The following is a 17,967-nucleotide window of genomic DNA, read 5'->3' as shown; positions in this document are numbered from 1 at the left end:
CCCATTTCCTTCATCGCAGCATCGGCCAGAGGCTTGCGACGAGCAAGACGGCCATCGTGATATTGAACCATTTCAGCCTGACCGGCACGGACAGCCACTCCCGCAAGGCAGATCCGAAACCTGCCCATGTGGATACGCTCGGCACGTTGACGGCGGCAAATGCGAGCCCCACCAGGAGCACGGTCGGTACATAATATTCGGGATTGGTGTAGGTTGCCATGGCGGTCACTGCCATGACCCAGGCCTTCGGATTGACCCATTGAAAGGCTGCGGCACCGAAAAAGGTCATCGGCCGCGCGCCGGTCTTGCCCTCCGAGAGGCTGCGCGAAGTCCCGATCTTCCAGGCGATCCACACCAGGTACAGCCCGCCTGCGAATTTCAGCGTGGTATAGACGACCGGGACGGTCTGCAGCAGCGCCCCGAGCCCCAGCCCGACGGCGATCAGCAGCGAAAGAAAACCGACGCCGATGCCCAGCATGTGCGGGATCGTTCGCGCAAATCCGAAATTCACACCCGACGCGAAAAGCATCATGTTGTTCGGCCCTGGCGTGATCGAAGTGGTGAAGGCGAACAGGACAAGGGCCAGAAAAGTTTCCAGCGGCATAAGAACTCCCGAGCGCCAATCCGATCCCGTTATCTGCGTCGCCTCCTCTGCGGGAGGCCTTATGCCGGTGATAGGATCGTTCCGGTCGATCCGCAAGCGGAACTTGGAAGCTTGGGTTAAAGCTATATCTGAATAGCACGAACGCCCGCAATCGATAGGCCGAGGTCCCAATGCCCGATATCCCTACAGTCACTCTGCCCTCTGGCGTCTCCGTGCCGGCCCTCGGCCTTGGCACCTGGAACATGGGGGAGGACATCCGCAAGGCAAATGCCGAGATCGAAAGCCTGAAACGCGGCCTCGATCTCGGGATGACCTTGATCGACACCGCCGAAATGTATGCCGAAGGCGGAGCCGAGAAGATCACCGGCGCAGCCATTGCCGGCCGCCGCGACGAAGTATTCCTGGTCAGCAAGGTCTATCCGTGGAACGCAAGCCGCCAGGGCGTGATCGATGCCTGTGAACGCAGCCTGAAACGGCTGAGAACCGACCGTCTCGATCTTTATCTTCTGCACTGGCGCGGCGAACATCCGCTTGCCGAAACCGTCGCCGGTTTCGAGGAACTGCGCCGAGACGGCAAGATCGGCGCCTGGGGCGTCTCGAATTTCGATGTCGCGGATATGGAAGAACTGATGATCGTACCGGAGGGCAAGAATTGCGCCGCCAACCAGGTCCTCTATAATCTCTCCCGCCGGGGCATCGAATACGACCTTCTGCCCTGGTGCCAGCAACGCGGAATCGCCATCATGGCCTATTCGCCGATCGAGCAAGGGAGGCTCGTCCGCAACGACACCCTGATCCACATTTCCAAGGCCTATCAGGCGACGCCGGCGCAAGTGGCTCTAGCCTTCCTGCTGGAGCGCGAGGGTGTGATCGCCATCCCCAAATCCGCCCATCCGGATCGGGTTGCCGAAAATGCCGCCGCCGCGGAGCTGGAGATCAGCGACGAGGACTGGGCAGCCCTCGATGCCGCCTTTCCACCGCCAACGGAAAAAAGACCATTGGCGATGATCTAGACGTTCTCAGTCCAGATCGAGCGCCTTCCGCTCGGCGGCCAACGCATCCACCGCCCGGAAGACGTCGATCTCCACCCATGTCCGTGTGTCGCGGTAGCTGGGATAGAGCGCGAAGGTCGCGGCGATCAGTTGATCGATACTCGGCCGCGCCCGCCGTCGTGGCAGCATTGTCCTCGAAAATTGGCTCAACCTGTCTTCTGTCAGGCCCCAGCCGGAGTAGAAAGGCGCTCCATAACACCGCACAGGCAGGCCCCGCAGCAAGGCATCGAGCCCGAACTGACTTGAAACGGTCCAGACCTCGTCCACTGCCGCCAGTATGGAAGACACCGAGACCGCGTCCGAGAGCAGGATCACGCCCGGCGTCCGGGCTGCTTTTTCCGTCAGATAGCCCTTGCGGAAACCGGCCATCACATCCGGATGCGTACGCACCACGCATTGAGCGCCGCTTGCCACGGCATCATCGAGCATCCGTGCGAAGCTTTCCGGCGAGCCGCCGGACATCGGAACGGAAACGTCACCGAACACCTGGTCCACCAAGAGAATACGACGCTTCGTCGTCCGCTCGAGCTTAACCTCCCGGTGCGGCAGGTTGTTGTATTTCGAGAGCCTGTTTTCCACGAGCACATTGCGGATATCCGACCCAAGCGCCCCCACATCCATCTGCGCCGAACCCGCGATCAATTGCTCCAGACGAGACGCCCTGGAAGCATCCACCGGCATGCCCAGATCGTCGACAGCGATGGAAATCGGCAAGGTATTCTCCTTGCCGAGTCCCACGGAGCGAATGTACCCATCTTCGAGATACCAATAGGGCAGCCTGCGGACCAAGGCTATGCGGCGCGCCAGCTGGGCGGTGGATCGTCCACCCCAGAACACGATACCCCTGATCCCCGGCGTAAATGCAGACTCCAATTTCTGTAAGCCGAAATAGTGCTTCAGCCATGGAGCAGATCGCGTCACGTAATGGGTGGCGCCGAGGCGCATGCCGACAGGAGGGTACCAATCTTTCATGAAATCGATCCCGACCCTCTCCCCGAACATTCCTGAACGGCTGCTCACATTCCCTGGGGACCGCGGTTCATAGCGGCAATGCCGGTACGGCAGACCTCAACCAGGCCGAGCGGCTTCATGACCGCGACGAACTGATCGATCTTGGAGGACTTGCCGGTGATCTCGAGGATGAAATGCTCGACCGTGGCATCGACCACCTTGGCGTGGAAGGCGTCCGCGAGCCGCAAGGCCTCAGCACGATGCTCTCCCCGACCGACGACCTTGACCAGCGCGACCTCGCGCTCGATCGGCCGCTCCTGACCGAGTTCGCGAGCGCGCACGGTCAGATCGACGACGCGATGGACCGGCACGATCCGTTCCAGCTGTGCCTTGATCTGCTCCAGAACCGTCGGCGTGCCGCGCGTCACGATGGTGATGCGGGAAAGATGGGCCTCGTGTTCAGTTTCCGAAACCGTGAGGCTTTCGATATTGTAGCCGCGCCCGGAGAAAAGCCCGATCACCCGGGCAAGCACGCCCGGCTCATTGTTGACGAGAACGGAGAGCGTGTGGCTCTCCGCCTTAGCCGTTTCCGGCGCAATGAAATAGGCAGATCCGGTTGGTTGCTGATGCGCATTCATGGTATTGGGTCCGTTTCCTCAGAATTCAGTTTAAGGTTCGCAGCTCGCCTCAGACGAGCTGGCGGCCCTTCGCATCGATCGCATTGGCAACCGCTTCGTCACTTGCTTCGTCCGGCAGCAGCATCTCGTTATGCGCCTTGCCCGAGGGAATCATCGGGAAGCAGTTGGCGAGATTGGCAACGCGGCAGTCGAAGATGACCGGCTTCTTGACCGCTATCATCTCCTCTATCTTACCGTCCAGCCCCTTCGGATCGTCGCAATACATGCCAACGGCGCCGTAGGCTTCAGCAAGCTTCACGAAGTCCGGCATCGCTTCCGTATAGGAGTTCGACAGGCGGTTGCCGTGCAGCAGCTGCTGCCACTGGCGGACCATGCCCATATACTGGTTGTTCAGGATGAAGATCTTGACCGGCAGATTGTACTGGATCGCCGTCGACATTTCCTGGATGCACATCTGGATCGATGCGTCGCCGGCAACGTCGATGACGAGTGCATCCGGATGCGCCACCTGGACGCCGATTGCGGCGGGGAAGCCGTAGCCCATGGTGCCGAGGCCACCGGAGGTCATCCAGCGATTGGGTTCCTCGAAGTCGATGAACTGCGCCGCCCACATCTGATGCTGGCCGACCTCGGTGGTGATGTAGGTATTGCGGCCTTTCGTCAATTCATGGAGCCGCTGCAGCGCATATTGCGGCATGATGACATCGTTGGAGTTCTTATAGGAGAAGGACTTGCGGGCCCGCCAGCGGGCGATCTCCTGCCACCATTCTTCCGTCTGCGCTTTCGCCGGCTTCTTTGGCAGAGCCCGCCACAACCGAACCATGTCCTCCAGGACGCTGCCGACATCGCCGAGGACCGGGATATCGACGTGAACATTCTTGTTGATCGAGGACGGATCGATGTCGATGTGAACCTTGCGCGAGTTCGGCGAGAATGCGTTGAGGCGGCCGGTGATGCGATCGTCGAAACGGGCGCCGATGCAGACCATCACGTCGCAATCGTGCATCGCCATGTTGGCCTCGTAGGAGCCATGCATGCCGAGCATGCCGAGCCAGTTCGTGCCGGACGCAGGATAGGCGCCCAGTCCCATCAGCGTGGAGGTGATCGGGAAACCGGTGAGCTCGACCAGTTCGCGCAGCAGGCGCGAGGCCTCCGGTCCGGAATTGATGACGCCGCCGCCGGTATAGAGGATCGGGCGGCGCGCTGTGGCCATCAGATCGATCGCGGCCTGGATGGCCTTCAGATCGCCCTGCGTCCTCGGCTGATAGCTGATATTGGCAGCCATTTCGGGCTTCGGCGTATAGGTGCCCGTCGCGAACTGGATGTCTTTCGGGATATCGACGACGACCGGACCCGGACGGCCGGTCTGGGCGATCCGGAAGGCTTCGTGGATGATGCCGGCGAGTTCGTTGACATCCTTGACCAGCCAGTTGTGCTTGGTGCAGGGGCGCGTAATGCCGACCGTATCGCATTCCTGGAAAGCATCCGAACCGATGAGCGTGGTCGGTACCTGGCCGGTCAGGCAGACCAGCGGCACAGAATCCATCAGTGCGTCCTGAAGCGGCGTGACTGCATTCGTCGCACCCGGGCCTGACGTCACCAGCATGACGCCGACCTTGCCGGTGGAGCGGGCGTAACCTTCAGCCGCGTGGCCGGCGCCCTGCTCGTGACGCACGAGAATGTGCTGAACCTCCTCCTGCTGAAAGATCTCGTCATAGATCGGCAGAACGGCACCGCCGGGATATCCGAAAATGTGCTCGACGCCGTTGTCCTTCAGCGCTCTCAGAACGATCTCTGCGCCAGTCATCCGGTTATCTGGCATCTGGTTATTGCTGTCCGTCATTGTCTTGGTCCATTCGCTGCTGGATTTTTACCGGCGGCTCCTCCGAGCCGGATTTAAGGCACAAAAAAAGGCCCCTTGAGGAGCCTGTCTTTCCGCGCATGGGTGGCTGTCGCCGGATGGTTACACCATCCTGCCCATGCGCGTTCCCACCACAATAAGAGCGATCGATATTTTCATGGCGCGAAGTGTTAGCCAGATAAATTGCTTTCGTCAACGCCACCTTGCACCAAAAAAAGCCATCCGCCTGATTTTGCTGACCGTTACGCATTCGAGGCGACATCCCCCTATACCAGTTGTTAAGCCGGGACACCTATATTCGACATGTTGGAGGGTTACGACCCGGCCGACGGATGAGTCATGACCCAACCTGCCACCCCAATGATAGGGGGTTACGTTTGCCGAACAATGATCCCCTCCGTTCCTCCTCTGCGGGAGAGCAGGATCGCCGCGATCTCCATAAACCGGGCAATCGCTTGCTCGGCCGTGTGGTCGCGTGCAACGGCGCTCATGCCACTATTTCAGCGATCGCCGAAGGTGGTGAGACCGACCTTACCAAGCTCTGGTCAGTGGGCCGGCTGATCTCGATCAGCGTTGGCGAAAACCGCGTCGTGGCATTGGCCTATGCCATGGAAACTGGCAGTCGTGGCTGGCGCGAGGGGGAAGACACAGGGTTCCAGATCGAAGCCGAACTGCTGGGCGAAGTCCGCAAGGGACCGAACGGCCGGGATGAGTTCTCCCGCGGCATCTCCCGTTATCCCTATCTCGGCGCCGTAGCGCACCGCATCCGGGCTGCCGATCTCCTGCGCATCTACGATACCGGCAAGGACGACACCTGCGCGATCGGCAAGCTCACGCAGGACGAGAACATCGACGCTGCAATCCACATCCCCTCGATGTTGTCGAAACACTTCGCTATTGTCGGCTCCACCGGGGTGGGCAAGTCGACGGCAGTCTCGCTGCTTCTCCACAAGGCGATCGAGGTGGACCCGAAGCTGCGCGTCCTGATTCTCGATCCGCATAACGAATTCGCCTCTGCCTTTCCCGAGCACGCCGTCGTCATCGACACGGATACGCTCGACCTGCCCTTCTGGCTGATGCGGCTTGAAGAGTTTTCCGAAGTAGTCTTCCGTGGCCGCCCCGCCGTGCCTGAAGAGCTCGACATCCTCCGCGACCTCATTCCGGACGCCAAGCGGGCCTTTCGCGGAAGCGATTCGTCGCTGATGCGGCGCACGACCGAAAAGAGTTCCGTGACCGCCGATACCCCCGTGCCTTACCGCATGGCGGATCTTCTGGCGCTGATAGACGAACGCATAGGACGCCTGGAAGGCCGGAACGAGAAGCCGTACCTGCGTTCACTGAAGATGCGCGTCATGTCGGCCATCAACGACCCGCGCTACCACTTCATGTTCTCCAACAACACGATCCATGACACGATCATGGAGACGATCGCGCATATCTTCCGCATTCCAGGCGGGGATAAGCCGATCTCCACCTTCCAGCTTGCGGGCATCCCCTCGGAAGTGGTCAATTCCGTCGCCTCGATTCTGTGCCGCATGGCGTTCGAACTGGCGCTCTGGAGCAACGGCGCCATTCATATGCTGGTCGTCTGCGAGGAAGCGCACCGCTACGTGCCAGCCGATCGCGAGCTCGGTTTCTTCCCGACGCGCCAGGCTATTTCCCGCATTGCCAAGGAAGGCCGAAAATACGGGGTCTCGCTCGGGATCATCACCCAGCGCCCCGGCGAACTTGATCAGACGATCCTGTCGCAGTGCTCGACCCTCTTCGCCATGCGCCTTTCCAACGACCGGGACCAGGAAATTATCAAGTCGGCCATTCCGAACTCGTCGATTTCGACCACCAGCTTCCTTTCCTCGATCGGAAACGGCGAGGCGATCGCCTTCGGTGAGGCCATAGCCGTGCCGATGCGCATGAAGTTCGCGCGTGTCGAGGAAAGATATCTGCCGAAGGCCAATGGCGTTGCCGACAAGGGCTGCGAAGACACACCTGATACGGTCGATCTGCGCGCCGTGGTCGCGCGCCTGCGGTCCGTCAGCGGACCTGATATCGCCGCGTTCCAGCAGAGCTACGCTGCCGCCAACCCTGCATTCGGCGACAACGCACCGGCGCCCGACGACGAAACGGATACCGACTTCCCGCCGGCAGATGAAGCCGAACTGGAACGATGGGCGCAGGAAATCCGGACCAACGGCCACGTCGTGATAAACCGCACGCCGCCTCTCGACGACCCGCAGCCCGAACCCTACAGGCCGGATATGCTGCCGCGCCCGACTTTGTCGGAGCCACCGATGCCGCGCCCGGATCGTTTCGCCGATCTGCGCCGTGAACGCGGCGGCGAGCCTCCGCAGCCGATATTTCAACGCCCGCCCGCATCGGAAAACCCGCGTCCAAATCCGCTTCTCCGACGCGAAGGATCGCTCCGCGAGAGTTTGCTGAAGAAACCGCTCAGCAGCCTCTACGATAAAGACTAGTCAACAGATCCTCTCCCAGCTTTCGTCCATCTGGTTGCGGAACCAGGTCATTTGCCGCTTGGCATACTGGCGCGTCAAAGCAGAGCCGCGTTCTATAACCTCCTCCCGGCTCATTCGGCCTTCGAGCATCTCCGCGACCTGTGCCACGCCGATCGCCTTCATGACCGGCGCGTCAGGAGCGGGATGGAGCGCCATCAGCTCCCTCACCTCATCGACGGCGCCGCTATGGAGCATCTTCTCGAAGCGTCTGTCGATCCTTTCATGGAGGATGTTGCGGTCCGGCAGGACCACGAGCTTTTTCGCCCGTGCAGGGTCGATCACCTTCGGCCCCTGCTTTCCCTGAAACTTGGAAATCGACTGCCCGGTTTCTTCCAGCACTTCCAGCGCCCGGACAATTCGCTGGCCATCCCTTGGCTCAAGGCTTTCAGCAACCGGCAGGTCGCGGCGCGAAAGTTCCATGTAGAGCGGTTCCGGTCCCTCGTCCTTCAGCCGCAGCCGCAGCCGGCAACGGACGTCCTGGGAAATGTCAGGCATATCGGAGAGGCCACCCGTCAGCGCCTTGAAATAAAGACCGGTGCCGCCCACGAAAACCGGCAGGCGTCCCTCGGCTCTGAGCTTTGACAGAAGTGCCGTTACGTCGCGCAGCCATTCCCCGGTCGAATAGGTGCTCGTCGCCGGCACGTGCCCGTAAAGCAGATGCGGCACTCCCTCCATCTCTTCTTCCGAAGGCCGAGCGGTCAGGACCCTTAGAGTATCGTAGACCTGCATGCTGTCGGCATTGACGACGGCACCATTCGCCTCTCGCGCCAGCCGAAGAGCAAGGGCCGACTTGCCGCTCGCCGTCGGCCCGGTTATCAGGATCGCGTCCAAATCATCCATAAGGTCTGTCATATGGCTTTCGTTGCCACGCTCATTGCCCATCCGTCAAACCCTGTTCTTACGTCGAAGCTCGGAGAGCAGGCGGCCGAGGCGGCGAAAGCCTCCGGTCTCTACTGGCTGGCGGATGGCGTCGCCTGCGATATCGCGCTTCGTGACGATACCGACCCGCGGGCCGCCGAGGCTAATCTGCGCGCCGTGATTACCGGCGCGCCCATCGATGTCGTCGTGCAGGAGGCCGAGACCCGGCGGAAGAAGTTTCTGATCGCCGACATGGATTCCACGATGATCGGCCAGGAATGCATCGATGAGCTCGCCGATGTGGTTGGCTTGAAGGATAAGGTCTCTGCGATCACTGCTCGGGCCATGAACGGCGAAATCGCCTTCGAGCCGGCATTGCGGGAGCGCGTGGCGCTTTTGAAGGGCTTACCGATCACAGTGGTGGACGATGTCATCGCCCAACGCATCACTCTTACATCCGGTGGACCGCAGCTGATCGCCACGATGAAAGCCAAAGGGTTCTATACGGCGCTGGTTTCCGGCGGATTCACCGTCTTCACAAGCCGCATCGCGGAAACATTGGGTTTCGACGAGAATCAGGCGAATATCCTCATTGAAAGAGACGGCATTCTCACCGGCGAAGTCGCCGAACCCATTCTCGGCAAGCAGGCCAAAGTCGATGCACTTCTGGTGATCAGCGAGAAACTCGGCATTTCGCCGGACGAAGCCCTAGCCGTCGGTGACGGCGCAAATGATCTCGGCATGCTCGGCATCGCCGGTTCGGGTGTTGCGCTGCATGCCAAGCCGACCGTTGCGGCCCAGGCAAAAATGCGGATCGACCATGGCGACCTCACCGCCCTTCTCTATATCCAGGGCTATCGCAAAACGGATTTCGTGATGCCGTGAAAGAAGCAAAGATCATCCTCGAAACGGAACGCCTCCGGCTGCGGAGTTGGCTCGACACGGACCGCGACCTGTTTCGCGAGATCAATGCCGATTCCAAGGTCATGGAGTTCTTTCCGTTTCGACGAACCCATGAGGAGGCGGATGCGCTTCTCAAACGGCTGAACGCGTCGATCATCGAAACCGGCCTCGGCTTTTATGCGCTGGAACTGAAGGCGACCGGCGAGCCGATCGGCTTCTGCGGCCTGTCGCTTGCCAACATGCCGGAGATCTTTCCGGCGGAAACAGTGGAAATCGGCTGGAGGCTTGCCACGCGTTTCTGGGGCAAAGGCTATATTTCGGAAGCCGCTTGCGCGCTCCTCGATTTCGCCTTCGACAAGAAGCATCTGGACGCCGTCGTGTCCTTCGCAGTCGCCGAAAATCACCGGTCGACCGCGGTCATGAAGCGGCTTGGCTTACACCGTGTCGCAAGCCTCGACTTCGATCACCCACGCGTGCCCGACACCCATCCGCACTTGAAGCGCCACATCGTCTACGCTGTGACGCTGGACGAGTGGCAACGCCAGAAGCAGCATAGGCGTAGAAACCCGTAGCGGGCTATTCCAGCGGCAAGGCCACGAAACGGAGGTTGCCGGCAGAATCTGCGATCATCACATGCGCGTTCCGGCGGCCTTCCGCCTTCAGTGCATTGATCCTCTTGACGACATCGGCGGGGTTCTCAACGAAGTCCTGCCCCACTTCCACGACAACTTCGCCGACCTTCAGGCCTTTCTGTGCCGCAGGCGAATTGGGTTCGACAGCGGTAATCACCACGCCCTCGACGCTTTCGGCGATGCTGAAAGCCTTACGGCGTTCCTCGTCCAGCGCCGCAAGCGTCATCCCGAAGGTCGCCGCAGGTTTTTCAGCTGTCTCGCCGCCCTTCTGATCCCCCGGCGTGCCGTTGTCGGGTTCGAGGTTCTCGCCCTGTCCCTCGGGCAGGCTGGGTTGCTCGGCATTCTCCTCAGGCTCGGCGCTGTCCTCCAGGCGTCCAAGCGTCACCTTGACGGTCTCTTCCTTTCCGTCCCGCATGATGACGACGTCGACTTCCTTGGCGACGGGGCTTTCGGCCACGATGCGTGGCAGGTCGCGCATCTCGTTGACCGGGTGGCCGTCGAAGGTCAGGATCACGTCGCCCGCCTTGATCTCGCCCTTCTGAATCGGTCCGCCGTTGACAACGCCAGAAATCAGCGCGCCGCGTGCGCGATCGAGACCGAGGCTCGCCGCCACGTCGTCGGTTACCGGCTGGATGCGCACACCGAGCCAGCCGCGGCGCGTTTCGCCGAATTCTATGAGCTGGTGGACGATATTTTCCGCGAGTTCCGTCGGCACGGCAAAGCCGATGCCGATCGAGCCGCCGGATGGAGAGATGATGGCGGTATTGATGCCGATGACCTCGCCGCTCATGTTGAACAACGGGCCGCCCGAATTGCCTTTGTTGATCGCCGCGTCCGTCTGGATGAAATTGTCATAAGGCCCGGCGTTGATGTTGCGGCCCCGGGCCGAAATGATGCCGAGCGTCACCGAGCCGCCGAGACCGAAGGGATTGCCGATCGCCATGACCCAATCCCCGATGCGCATCTTTCGGGAATCGCCGAAACGCGCGGCCTTCAACGGTGTCTTCGGCTCGACCTTCAGGACGGACAGATCGGTCTTTGTATCGGTTCCGACCAATCTTGCTTTGAGCTTGCTGCCGTTCGGGAAGATCACTTCGATGTCGTCGGCGCCTTCGATGACGTGGTTGTTGGTTACCACATAGCCGCTCGGATCGATCACGAAGCCGGAACCGAGCGAAGAAACCTTCTGATTTCCGCCCTGGTTGCCCGGGCCGTCGAAGAAATCCTCGAAGAACTCCTGGAAAGGCGAGCCTTCCTGGATTTGCGGCTGCGGGCCTGCGCCTTGATCCTTGACGCTCTGCGAGGTCGAAATGTTGACCACCGCATCGAGCAGCCCTTCAGCCATATCGGCGATCGACGCCGGTCCTGCCGGGGCTATCGGGCTCGGCGGCGGTGGCGGATTGATCGTCGGAGACGCTGTCGGCGGAGCTGGCAGCATCGGGCCGGGCGAATTTCCATTTTGCTCGGGTGCCGGAGGTGTCGGCGCCTGCGCGACCGCCTGCAGAGGGTTCGCCAATACGGCAAGAGAGGCCGTCAACGTGACGAAGCGCGTGAAGGACGATCGAACCGTCTGGGCCATCTGGCATCCTCGCTATTGGATTTGCTGCATCGCCCCCGACGAGCGACACTCACCCGGGAAGATCATTGGAGCCTTTGAATCGGGCAGAGTTTCGACAAAGCATAAGGCGGAATGCATGCCGGGGAAATTACCTTTTCGTGAGCATACTGCGACCGAGCGGGTGTCGCCTGCCGATCATCCCGAAACAAGAGGGGCACCTCGCCGCCGCCCCTCTTGCGCAGGATGTCAGTTGGCAGGTGCTGCGGGTACTGCAGGTGCCGCCGGCGCTTGCTGCTCCGGCCGCGTTCCCGTCGGAGAATTGAAGAAGCGCAGGAACTCCGAATTTGGCGACAGGACCATGGTCGTCCCGGTATCGGCAAGCGAAGCCACATAGGCCCGCATCGAGCGGTAGAATTCGAAGAAGGCCGGGTCGCGCTTAAAGGCTTCGCCGAAGATCCGGTTGCGTTCCGCGTCGCCTTCACCGCGCAGGATTTCCGAATCCCTTTGCGCCTCGGAGACCAGTTCGACGACCTGACGATCGGCAATCGCCCGCCGACGCTGCCCCTGTTCATTGCCGCGCGCACGGATCAGTTCCGCCTCCGCAAGTCGCTCCGCCTTCATGCGCTGGAAGGTCTGCGCCGAGACTTCCTGCGTGAGATCGGTGCGACGGATCCGCACGTCCCGGATGGTGAGGCCCAAGGTCTCGGCCGCCGCGTTGAGATCGGTGTGAACCTCCTGCATCATCGAGGAGCGTTCGTCAGATAGCGCAGCATCGAAGTTGCGCAGGCCGTAGACTCGGCGAAGCGCCGCATCGAGACGAGTGCGCAGCCGAGATTCCGCCGATTCCCTGTCGCCGGACACCGTTTCACGGAACCGGCGTGGATCGGTGATCGAATAGACGACGAAGGCGTCGACCTCATAGAAGGCGCCGCCGCGCACCTGCACGCGGATATTGTCGAGATCGAAACGCAGCGCGCGGTCTTCGAGATACTGAACGCGGTCCGCATCCATGAAGGCGAAGGGCAGCTTGAAATAGATGCCCGGCTCGCGCTTGACGTCTTGAATCTGGCCGAACCGGACCACGATCGCCTGTTCCCGTTCGTTGACCACGAAGACGGATGAATAGAGCAGGACAAGAATGACGGCGAGGCCGATCAGAATTGCCGGAAGTCGATTGGAGTTCATCGTGCAGCTCCCGGCTGGGCCTGGGGCCGGTTGATCTCGTTGAGCGGCAGGTAAGGAATGACGCCCTCCTTGTTCTCCAGGATGATCTTGTTTGAGCTCTTCAGCACCGCTTCCATCGTTTCGAGGAAGATGCGTTGACGGGTGACGTCGGGCGCATTGGCATATTCCTGATAGATGGAGATGAAGCGTTGCGCCTCACCCTGAGCCTCGTTCACGACACGGTCCTTGTAGGCGGACGCTTCTTCGCGAACCTGGGCGGCCTGTCCGCGGGCTTGGCCGAGCTTCTGGTTGGCGTATTGGTTCGCCTCTTCCACGAAACGGTCTTCGTCCTGTTCGGCGCGCTGCACTTCTTCGAAGGCATCGGCCACTTCACGCGGCGGCGCCGCATCCTCGATCGGCACCGCATTGATGGAAATGCCGGAACCGTAGGTGTCCATCGTGCCCTGGATGATGCCTCGCACCTCGGTCGAGATGTCTTCGCGGTTGTCGCGGAAAATGTCCTGCGCCGGACGGCGGCCGACAACTTCGCGCATGGCGCTTTCTGCGACCTGCTGCAGCGTCGAAGCGGGGCTTTCCAGGTTGAAGAGATAGGCCTTGGGGTCGGTCACCGTGAACAGCACGGAAAACTGCACGTTGACGATGTTAGAGTCGCCCGTCAGCATCCAGCCGGCATTGGAGCTCGAACCCCGCGCCGCGCCGATATTCTGTTGCTGCTCCGTGACCTTGACGATCTCGACGGACTCCAGCGGCCAGAGATGGAAATGCAGGCCCGGCATGGAAATCTCGTCCTTCGGACGGCCAAAACGCAACTCGACGCCGCGCTCGTCCGGCTGGACCGTATAGACAGACTGGAATGCAAGAAACGCCACGACGATAAGAAGCACGATGACGAAGGCGCCGCCGTTGAAGCCGCCGGGCATTACGCCACGCAGGCGATCCTGGCTGCGCCGGATGATGTCCTCCAGATCAGGTGGACCACCGCTGCCTCCCCCGCCGCGTGGGCGGTTCGGTCCCTGCCCCCAGGGTCCTTGATTATTACCGCCACCGCCGCCCCAAGGGCCGCCGCCGCCATTCTGATTGCTCCAGGGCATCAAAACCTCTTTGTTCGTACCACTCCCATGCCGCGACATACCGCGTGACGGCAGCCGGGCCTTGCCGTTATAGGTATCCCGCGCCCCGCTTTCAACGCAGCTTCAATAACTTCCCGTTGTTCGGTAACGAAATGTCTCAGTTTGTCGCGCTTCGGCGCCGATAGGTGACGAAATGCGTCGCATAGTTGTCCTTCTCGCCAGCCGGGACAGCAACCTCTTCCACCTTTTCGAAAACCTGCGGATCTATGTCCGGAAAGAAAGTATCGCCGTCTGAAATGTCCGCGTCGACATGCGTGACGTACAGCTTTTCCGCGAGTTTGATCGCCTGCGTATAAATTTCACCGCCGCCCAGCACGTACACCTCATCGGCGCTTATCTCAGCCGCCTTCTCCTCGGCCATGCGCAGGCCCTCAGAGAATGAGGGCGCGACCGCTACGCCGTCGGGCCGAAACTCGTGGTTTCGGGTCACCACCACATGCGGACGTCCGGGCAGCGGCTTTCCGCCGAAGGAATCGAAAGTCTTGCGTCCGACGATGACGGGTTTGCCGAGCGTGAGCGCCTTGAATCGTTTGAGATCGGTGGAGAGCCTCCATGGCATATCGCCATCACGCCCGATTACTCCATTGCGGGAGACTGCAACGACAATGACAAGGCGTGGTTTTGCCATATAGGCCACTTTCAAAACGCCGGCGAGAGCGCCGATTGGCAACAAGGACGCCCAGCCGTATTGAAGCCTGCCCCTATGCGCAACAGGTTTTGAAACTGAAAATCCGGTTTTCAGACGCTATTGTCCGCGATGCCCGGGCAGGAGTATCGGCCGGGGGCCTGGCACTGAGTAGGGCTACCCCTTCAGCAAAGAAAAGTCCGGTCGGTCTTGAGATGATACATCACGCCATCGTCCCACGGCGCAGCCTCCCTGAGTTTCGCGAGGCTTTCCCAGTCCGTGGAGCCGGCGGCCCAGAAGTGGATGGTTTCGACACCCGCCTGTTTTGCGCGCGATTTGGCGAGTTCGAAAAGCTGGCGGGCCACACCGTGTTTGTCGACGAGGCTGACTGCCGCAAAGATCGGAACTTCCAGCTGAGACCCGCGTACCGGATGCTCCCGGGTGAAGACGTAACAAAGCCCGCGGATATAGCCGCGCGCATCCGTCACGGTCAGCCAGTCGTGACGGGAGGCGGCGGTTGCCGTCAGGGCCTTCCACTCCTCCAGATCGATACCCGGAATTACATGTTGAATGACTGCGTAGGCGCGATGCACATCCGCCGCATCGAGCCCTCCCACATCGTATTCCATTTTCATCTTGCCGTTCCGCCAAATGCTGAACCCAGGCCTTCGCCTGTTGTTCTCAACTTCGCAGATCCGGGGACATCGGCATTGATCGGCGTCAACGGATAGCAATCCTCTCCTCATTGCGCTGCGTCAATGAAACCACGGCAAAGTTGAGGACAATCGCCGCCGGACTTTATCTTTTTGCAAAGGAGCAATTGATGGCAAGAACCATGAAAGCCGCGATAGTGCATCAATTCGGCAAGCCTCTTGCCATCGAATGCGTGCCGGTACCCGTTCCCGGCCCCGGCGAAATGCTGGTGAAGGTCATGGCCTGCGGTGTCTGCCACACGGATCTTCATGCCGCCGACGGCGATTGGCCCGTCAAGCCGACGCCTCCCTTCATCCCCGGACATGAAGCTGCCGGCATCGTGGTCGAACTCGGCCCCGGCGTCACGGGTTTCAAGGAGGGCGATGCCGTCGGCGTCGCCTGGCTGCATGATGCCTGCCTGCGCTGCGAATATTGCGAAACCGGCTGGGAGACCCTTTGCGAGCATCAGCACAATACCGGCTATAGCTGCAACGGCGGGTTCGCGGAATATGTGATCGCCGACGCGGCCTTTGCCGCGCGATTGCCGCAGAACGTCGATTTTGCTGCTATCTCCCCGATCCTTTGCGCCGGTGTCACGACCTATAAAGGTCTCAAGGAAACCGAAGCCAGGCCGGGCGAATGGGTCGCGATCTCGGGTATCGGCGGTCTCGGTCACGTCGCCGTCCAATATGCCAAGGCCATGGGTCTGAAGGTCGCAGCGCTCGATGTCAGCGCCGATAAGCTCGAACTTGCCCGCAACTTAGGCGCCGATCTCGCCGTCGATGCTCGTGCCCTGACCGCCGTCGAGGAGGTCATGACCGCCACAGGCGGCGGTGCCCATGGCGTGCTGGTGACGGCGGTCTCGCCGCCGGCGTTTTCCCAGGCGATCCGCATGGTGCGACGCAAGGGCACCGTCAGCCTCGTGGGGCTGCCGCCCGGTGAATTCCCCACGCCGATCTTCGACGTGGTCTTGAAGCGCATCACGGTCCGTGGCTCGATCGTTGGAACGCGGCGTGACCTCGATGAGGCCATCGCCTTCGCGACCGAAGGCAAGGTCAGGACGGAAATCCACAAAGCGCCGATCGAGGACATCAACGACATCTTCACCCGCCTGAAGGATGGCAAGATCGAAGGGCGGATGGTGCTCGATTTCTCTTCCGCGGGTTGATCGGATGTAGGCGCCGGTCCAGGAGCCGGCGCCTTTTTCAGCGGCAAATGAGCTCGACGACCTCCTCCAGCGGCAGGGATGCATCGACATGCCGCCAGGAGATATCCGACGGTTTGCGGGCAAGTTGTGCTTCCAATACGCCGGCATCCGCATCCGACGGGCCGCCGACGCGGCTGCGTACTCGCTGCAGGAGGATTGCCGGAACGGCATCCAACCAGACACCCAGGAAATCCGCGCCGGCTGCGGCGCCTTCTATCAGCTTGCGGTTGGCCGGGTTGTCGAAAACGGCATCCGCCACCACGCAGCCGCCCTGCTCCAGAATGAGTTGGGAATGCCGCGCCATCTCCTGGTAGACTTTCCGCGAAACCTCCGGATCGTAGGCAGAAACAGGCAATCTCGTTTCCACCGAAACCCCGTAGAGGGCTTTGCGGATACGGTCGCTTTCAAGAATCCTTGCGCCTGCGGGTGCTCCGACTCTCGCCGCCAGGCGGTCGGCCACGGCCGTCTTGCCGGAACCGCTCAAGCCGCCGATCGCAATCAGGCGGGCCGGCCTGTCCTGCAGCAGGACGTCGATCATATCGAAGTAGGATTTTGCCTCCGCCGTCAACCTGGAGAGATCCTGCCCCGGCTCTTCGGCCTGCGTCGCGGTGACATGCGCGCGGACGGCTGCCCGGATGGCCATGAAGAAAGGCAGCAGGCAGAAACCTTCCGCATCGCCGGTTTCGTCGAGATAACGGTTCATCGTGAGGTTGGCGAGTTCCGGGAAACCCCGGTGCCACAGATCCATCAGAAGGAAGGCCAGATCGTAGAGCACGTCGATGGTGGCAATCTGCGCATTGAATTCGATGCAGTCGAAGAGGCGTGGCTCGCCCTCCAACAGGCACAGATTGCGCAGATGAAGGTCTCCATGGCAGCGGCGGACCTTGCCGGCGGCCGCCCTTCTGTCCAGCAATGCAGCGTGACGCCGCAATCGTGACCGGAACGCCTCGCCGACCGAGGCCAGCGCGGTCCTGTCGAAGACCCGGCTGGTGGCGAAACCCGCGTCGTTGATGTCCAGAACGGCTGCGATATTGTCGGCGCCGCCTCCGGCAGCAACCACCGGCGCCTTTGCGTGGTAGACGGCGATCATGCGCGCGGCGGCGCTCATGAGTCCGGGCGTCAGTTTCCCGGACACCGCCATGCGGTCGAAAAGGTTCTCCTGCTTGAAACGAACCATCTCGACGACGCAATCCACCGGGTCCCCGTCGCCGTCCCACTCGAGCGAACCGTCAGCCGCAGATGTGATCCGGCGAACTCCCAGGTAGAGGTTGGGTGCTGTCTCGCCATTCAGAGCGACCTCCTTGCGGCAGGCCTCTTCGCGGATTGCAGCGGTGGAAAAATCCACATAGGGAAGCTTCAGCGCCTTCTTCAGCTTGTATGCCCGTTCGCCGGCCAGCACGACCACCGAAATATGCGTTTCGATCACCTCGACCGGACCTGTCAGGCCATAGGTGGCCGGATCTGTCAGGAAGGCGATCGTGCCGCTCTGATCTTCTGTCATCATCGTGCATTCCCTCACAGAATCGCTTCATCCAAAGAAGCCGTGCGACCCGACGCCAC

16 protein-coding genes are annotated in these 17,967 nt (G+C 61.1%); 5 read left to right on the top strand and 11 right to left on the bottom strand.

The window, feature by feature from the left end:
• Window positions 1-10: 10 nt before the first annotated feature.
• On the bottom strand, window positions 11-604 hold the full coding sequence (locus EDE09_RS21590; RefSeq protein WP_132412851.1) for a LysE family translocator: 594 nt from the start codon (window positions 602-604) through the stop codon (window positions 11-13).
• A 170-nt stretch (window positions 605-774) separates the two neighbouring features.
• Here EDE09_RS21590 and EDE09_RS21585 point away from each other — a divergent pair, with 170 nt between their 5' ends.
• Window positions 775-1,617, top strand: a complete 843-nt coding sequence (locus tag EDE09_RS21585; RefSeq protein ID WP_132412849.1) for an aldo/keto reductase — start codon at window positions 775-777, stop codon at window positions 1,615-1,617.
• A 6-nt stretch (window positions 1,618-1,623) separates the two neighbouring features.
• On the opposite strand, the gene EDE09_RS21580 is transcribed toward EDE09_RS21585, so the two are convergent.
• The 3 genes from EDE09_RS21580 to EDE09_RS21570 are packed head-to-tail and all read right to left on the bottom strand — an operon-like array spanning window position 1,624 to window position 5,088.
• Entirely contained in the window at window positions 1,624-2,628 is a 1,005-nt protein-coding gene (locus EDE09_RS21580; protein ID WP_245505217.1) for a capsular biosynthesis protein, read from the bottom strand.
• 44 nt (window positions 2,629-2,672) lie between these two features.
• A complete protein-coding gene (ilvN, locus tag EDE09_RS21575) occupies window positions 2,673-3,245 on the bottom strand; it encodes an acetolactate synthase small subunit (protein WP_105373805.1) in 573 nt (190 codons plus the stop codon).
• A 49-nt stretch (window positions 3,246-3,294) separates the two neighbouring features.
• Window positions 3,295-5,088 (bottom strand): acetolactate synthase 3 large subunit, encoded by a 1,794-nt coding sequence (locus tag EDE09_RS21570; RefSeq protein WP_132412847.1) that lies wholly within the window; start codon window positions 5,086-5,088, stop codon window positions 3,295-3,297.
• A gap of 395 nt (window positions 5,089-5,483) precedes the next feature.
• Here EDE09_RS21570 and EDE09_RS21565 point away from each other — a divergent pair, with 395 nt between their 5' ends.
• The gene (locus tag EDE09_RS21565) at window positions 5,484-7,577 is read left to right on the top strand and encodes an ATP-binding protein (protein WP_132412845.1); all 2,094 of its coding nucleotides are present in this window, start codon (window positions 5,484-5,486) and stop codon (window positions 7,575-7,577) included.
• On the opposite strand, the gene miaA is transcribed toward EDE09_RS21565, so the two are convergent.
• The gene (gene miaA, locus EDE09_RS21560; RefSeq protein WP_132412843.1) at window positions 7,578-8,468 is read right to left on the bottom strand and encodes a tRNA (adenosine(37)-N6)-dimethylallyltransferase MiaA; all 891 of its coding nucleotides are present in this window, start codon (window positions 8,466-8,468) and stop codon (window positions 7,578-7,580) included.
• On the opposite strand from miaA, the gene serB reads away from it, so the two are divergent.
• Window positions 8,469-9,359 carry a phosphoserine phosphatase SerB gene (gene serB / locus EDE09_RS21555; protein WP_132412841.1) on the top strand — a complete coding sequence of 297 codons (891 nt, stop codon included), beginning with the start codon at window positions 8,469-8,471 and terminating at the stop codon, window positions 9,357-9,359.
• On the top strand, window positions 9,356-9,949 hold the full coding sequence (locus EDE09_RS21550) for a GNAT family N-acetyltransferase (RefSeq protein ID WP_132412839.1): 594 nt from the start codon (window positions 9,356-9,358) through the stop codon (window positions 9,947-9,949). The genes serB and EDE09_RS21550 overlap by 4 nt, the downstream gene beginning before the upstream one ends.
• Window positions 9,950-9,953: 4 nt before the next feature.
• Here EDE09_RS21550 and EDE09_RS21545 read toward each other — a convergent pair whose 3' ends face one another.
• The 5 genes from EDE09_RS21545 to EDE09_RS21525 form a co-directional block, all read right to left on the bottom strand.
• Window positions 9,954-11,588 carry a Do family serine endopeptidase gene (locus EDE09_RS21545; RefSeq protein ID WP_132412837.1) on the bottom strand — a complete coding sequence of 545 codons (1,635 nt, stop codon included), beginning with the start codon at window positions 11,586-11,588 and terminating at the stop codon, window positions 9,954-9,956.
• Window positions 11,589-11,813: 225 nt separating this feature from the next.
• Complete coding sequence (locus EDE09_RS21540; RefSeq protein WP_105373811.1) at window positions 11,814-12,752, bottom strand: protease modulator HflC; 939 nt, start codon at window positions 12,750-12,752, stop codon at window positions 11,814-11,816.
• Window positions 12,749-13,843, bottom strand: coding sequence for an FtsH protease activity modulator HflK (gene hflK, locus EDE09_RS21535; protein WP_105373812.1), 1,095 nt, complete (start codon window positions 13,841-13,843; stop codon window positions 12,749-12,751). Before hflK ends, EDE09_RS21540 begins: the two co-directional genes overlap by 4 nt.
• A 136-nt stretch (window positions 13,844-13,979) precedes the next feature.
• The gene (locus EDE09_RS21530; RefSeq protein WP_132412835.1) at window positions 13,980-14,510 is read right to left on the bottom strand and encodes a dihydrofolate reductase; all 531 of its coding nucleotides are present in this window, start codon (window positions 14,508-14,510) and stop codon (window positions 13,980-13,982) included.
• Between the two features lie 182 nt (window positions 14,511-14,692).
• The gene (locus EDE09_RS21525) at window positions 14,693-15,142 is read right to left on the bottom strand and encodes a hypothetical protein (protein WP_112798111.1); all 450 of its coding nucleotides are present in this window, start codon (window positions 15,140-15,142) and stop codon (window positions 14,693-14,695) included.
• Window positions 15,143-15,330: 188 nt separating this feature from the next.
• On the opposite strand from EDE09_RS21525, the gene adhP reads away from it, so the two are divergent.
• A complete protein-coding gene (adhP, locus tag EDE09_RS21520; RefSeq protein ID WP_132412833.1) occupies window positions 15,331-16,368 on the top strand; it encodes an alcohol dehydrogenase AdhP in 1,038 nt (345 codons plus the stop codon).
• 37 nt (window positions 16,369-16,405) lie between these two features.
• On the opposite strand, the gene EDE09_RS21515 is transcribed toward adhP, so the two are convergent.
• Window positions 16,406-17,911: a bifunctional aminoglycoside phosphotransferase/ATP-binding protein gene (locus EDE09_RS21515; protein WP_132412831.1), complete on the bottom strand. Its 1,506-nt coding sequence runs from the start codon at window positions 17,909-17,911 to the stop codon at window positions 16,406-16,408.
• Between the last annotated feature and the right edge of the window lie 56 nt (window positions 17,912-17,967).

Origin of the sequence: Neorhizobium sp. S3-V5DH (genome assembly GCF_004343065.1) — a bacterium.
Taxonomy (GTDB): Bacteria; Pseudomonadota; Alphaproteobacteria; order Rhizobiales; family Rhizobiaceae; genus Neorhizobium; species Neorhizobium huautlense.
This window is presented reverse-complemented; position numbering and strand designations above follow the sequence as displayed.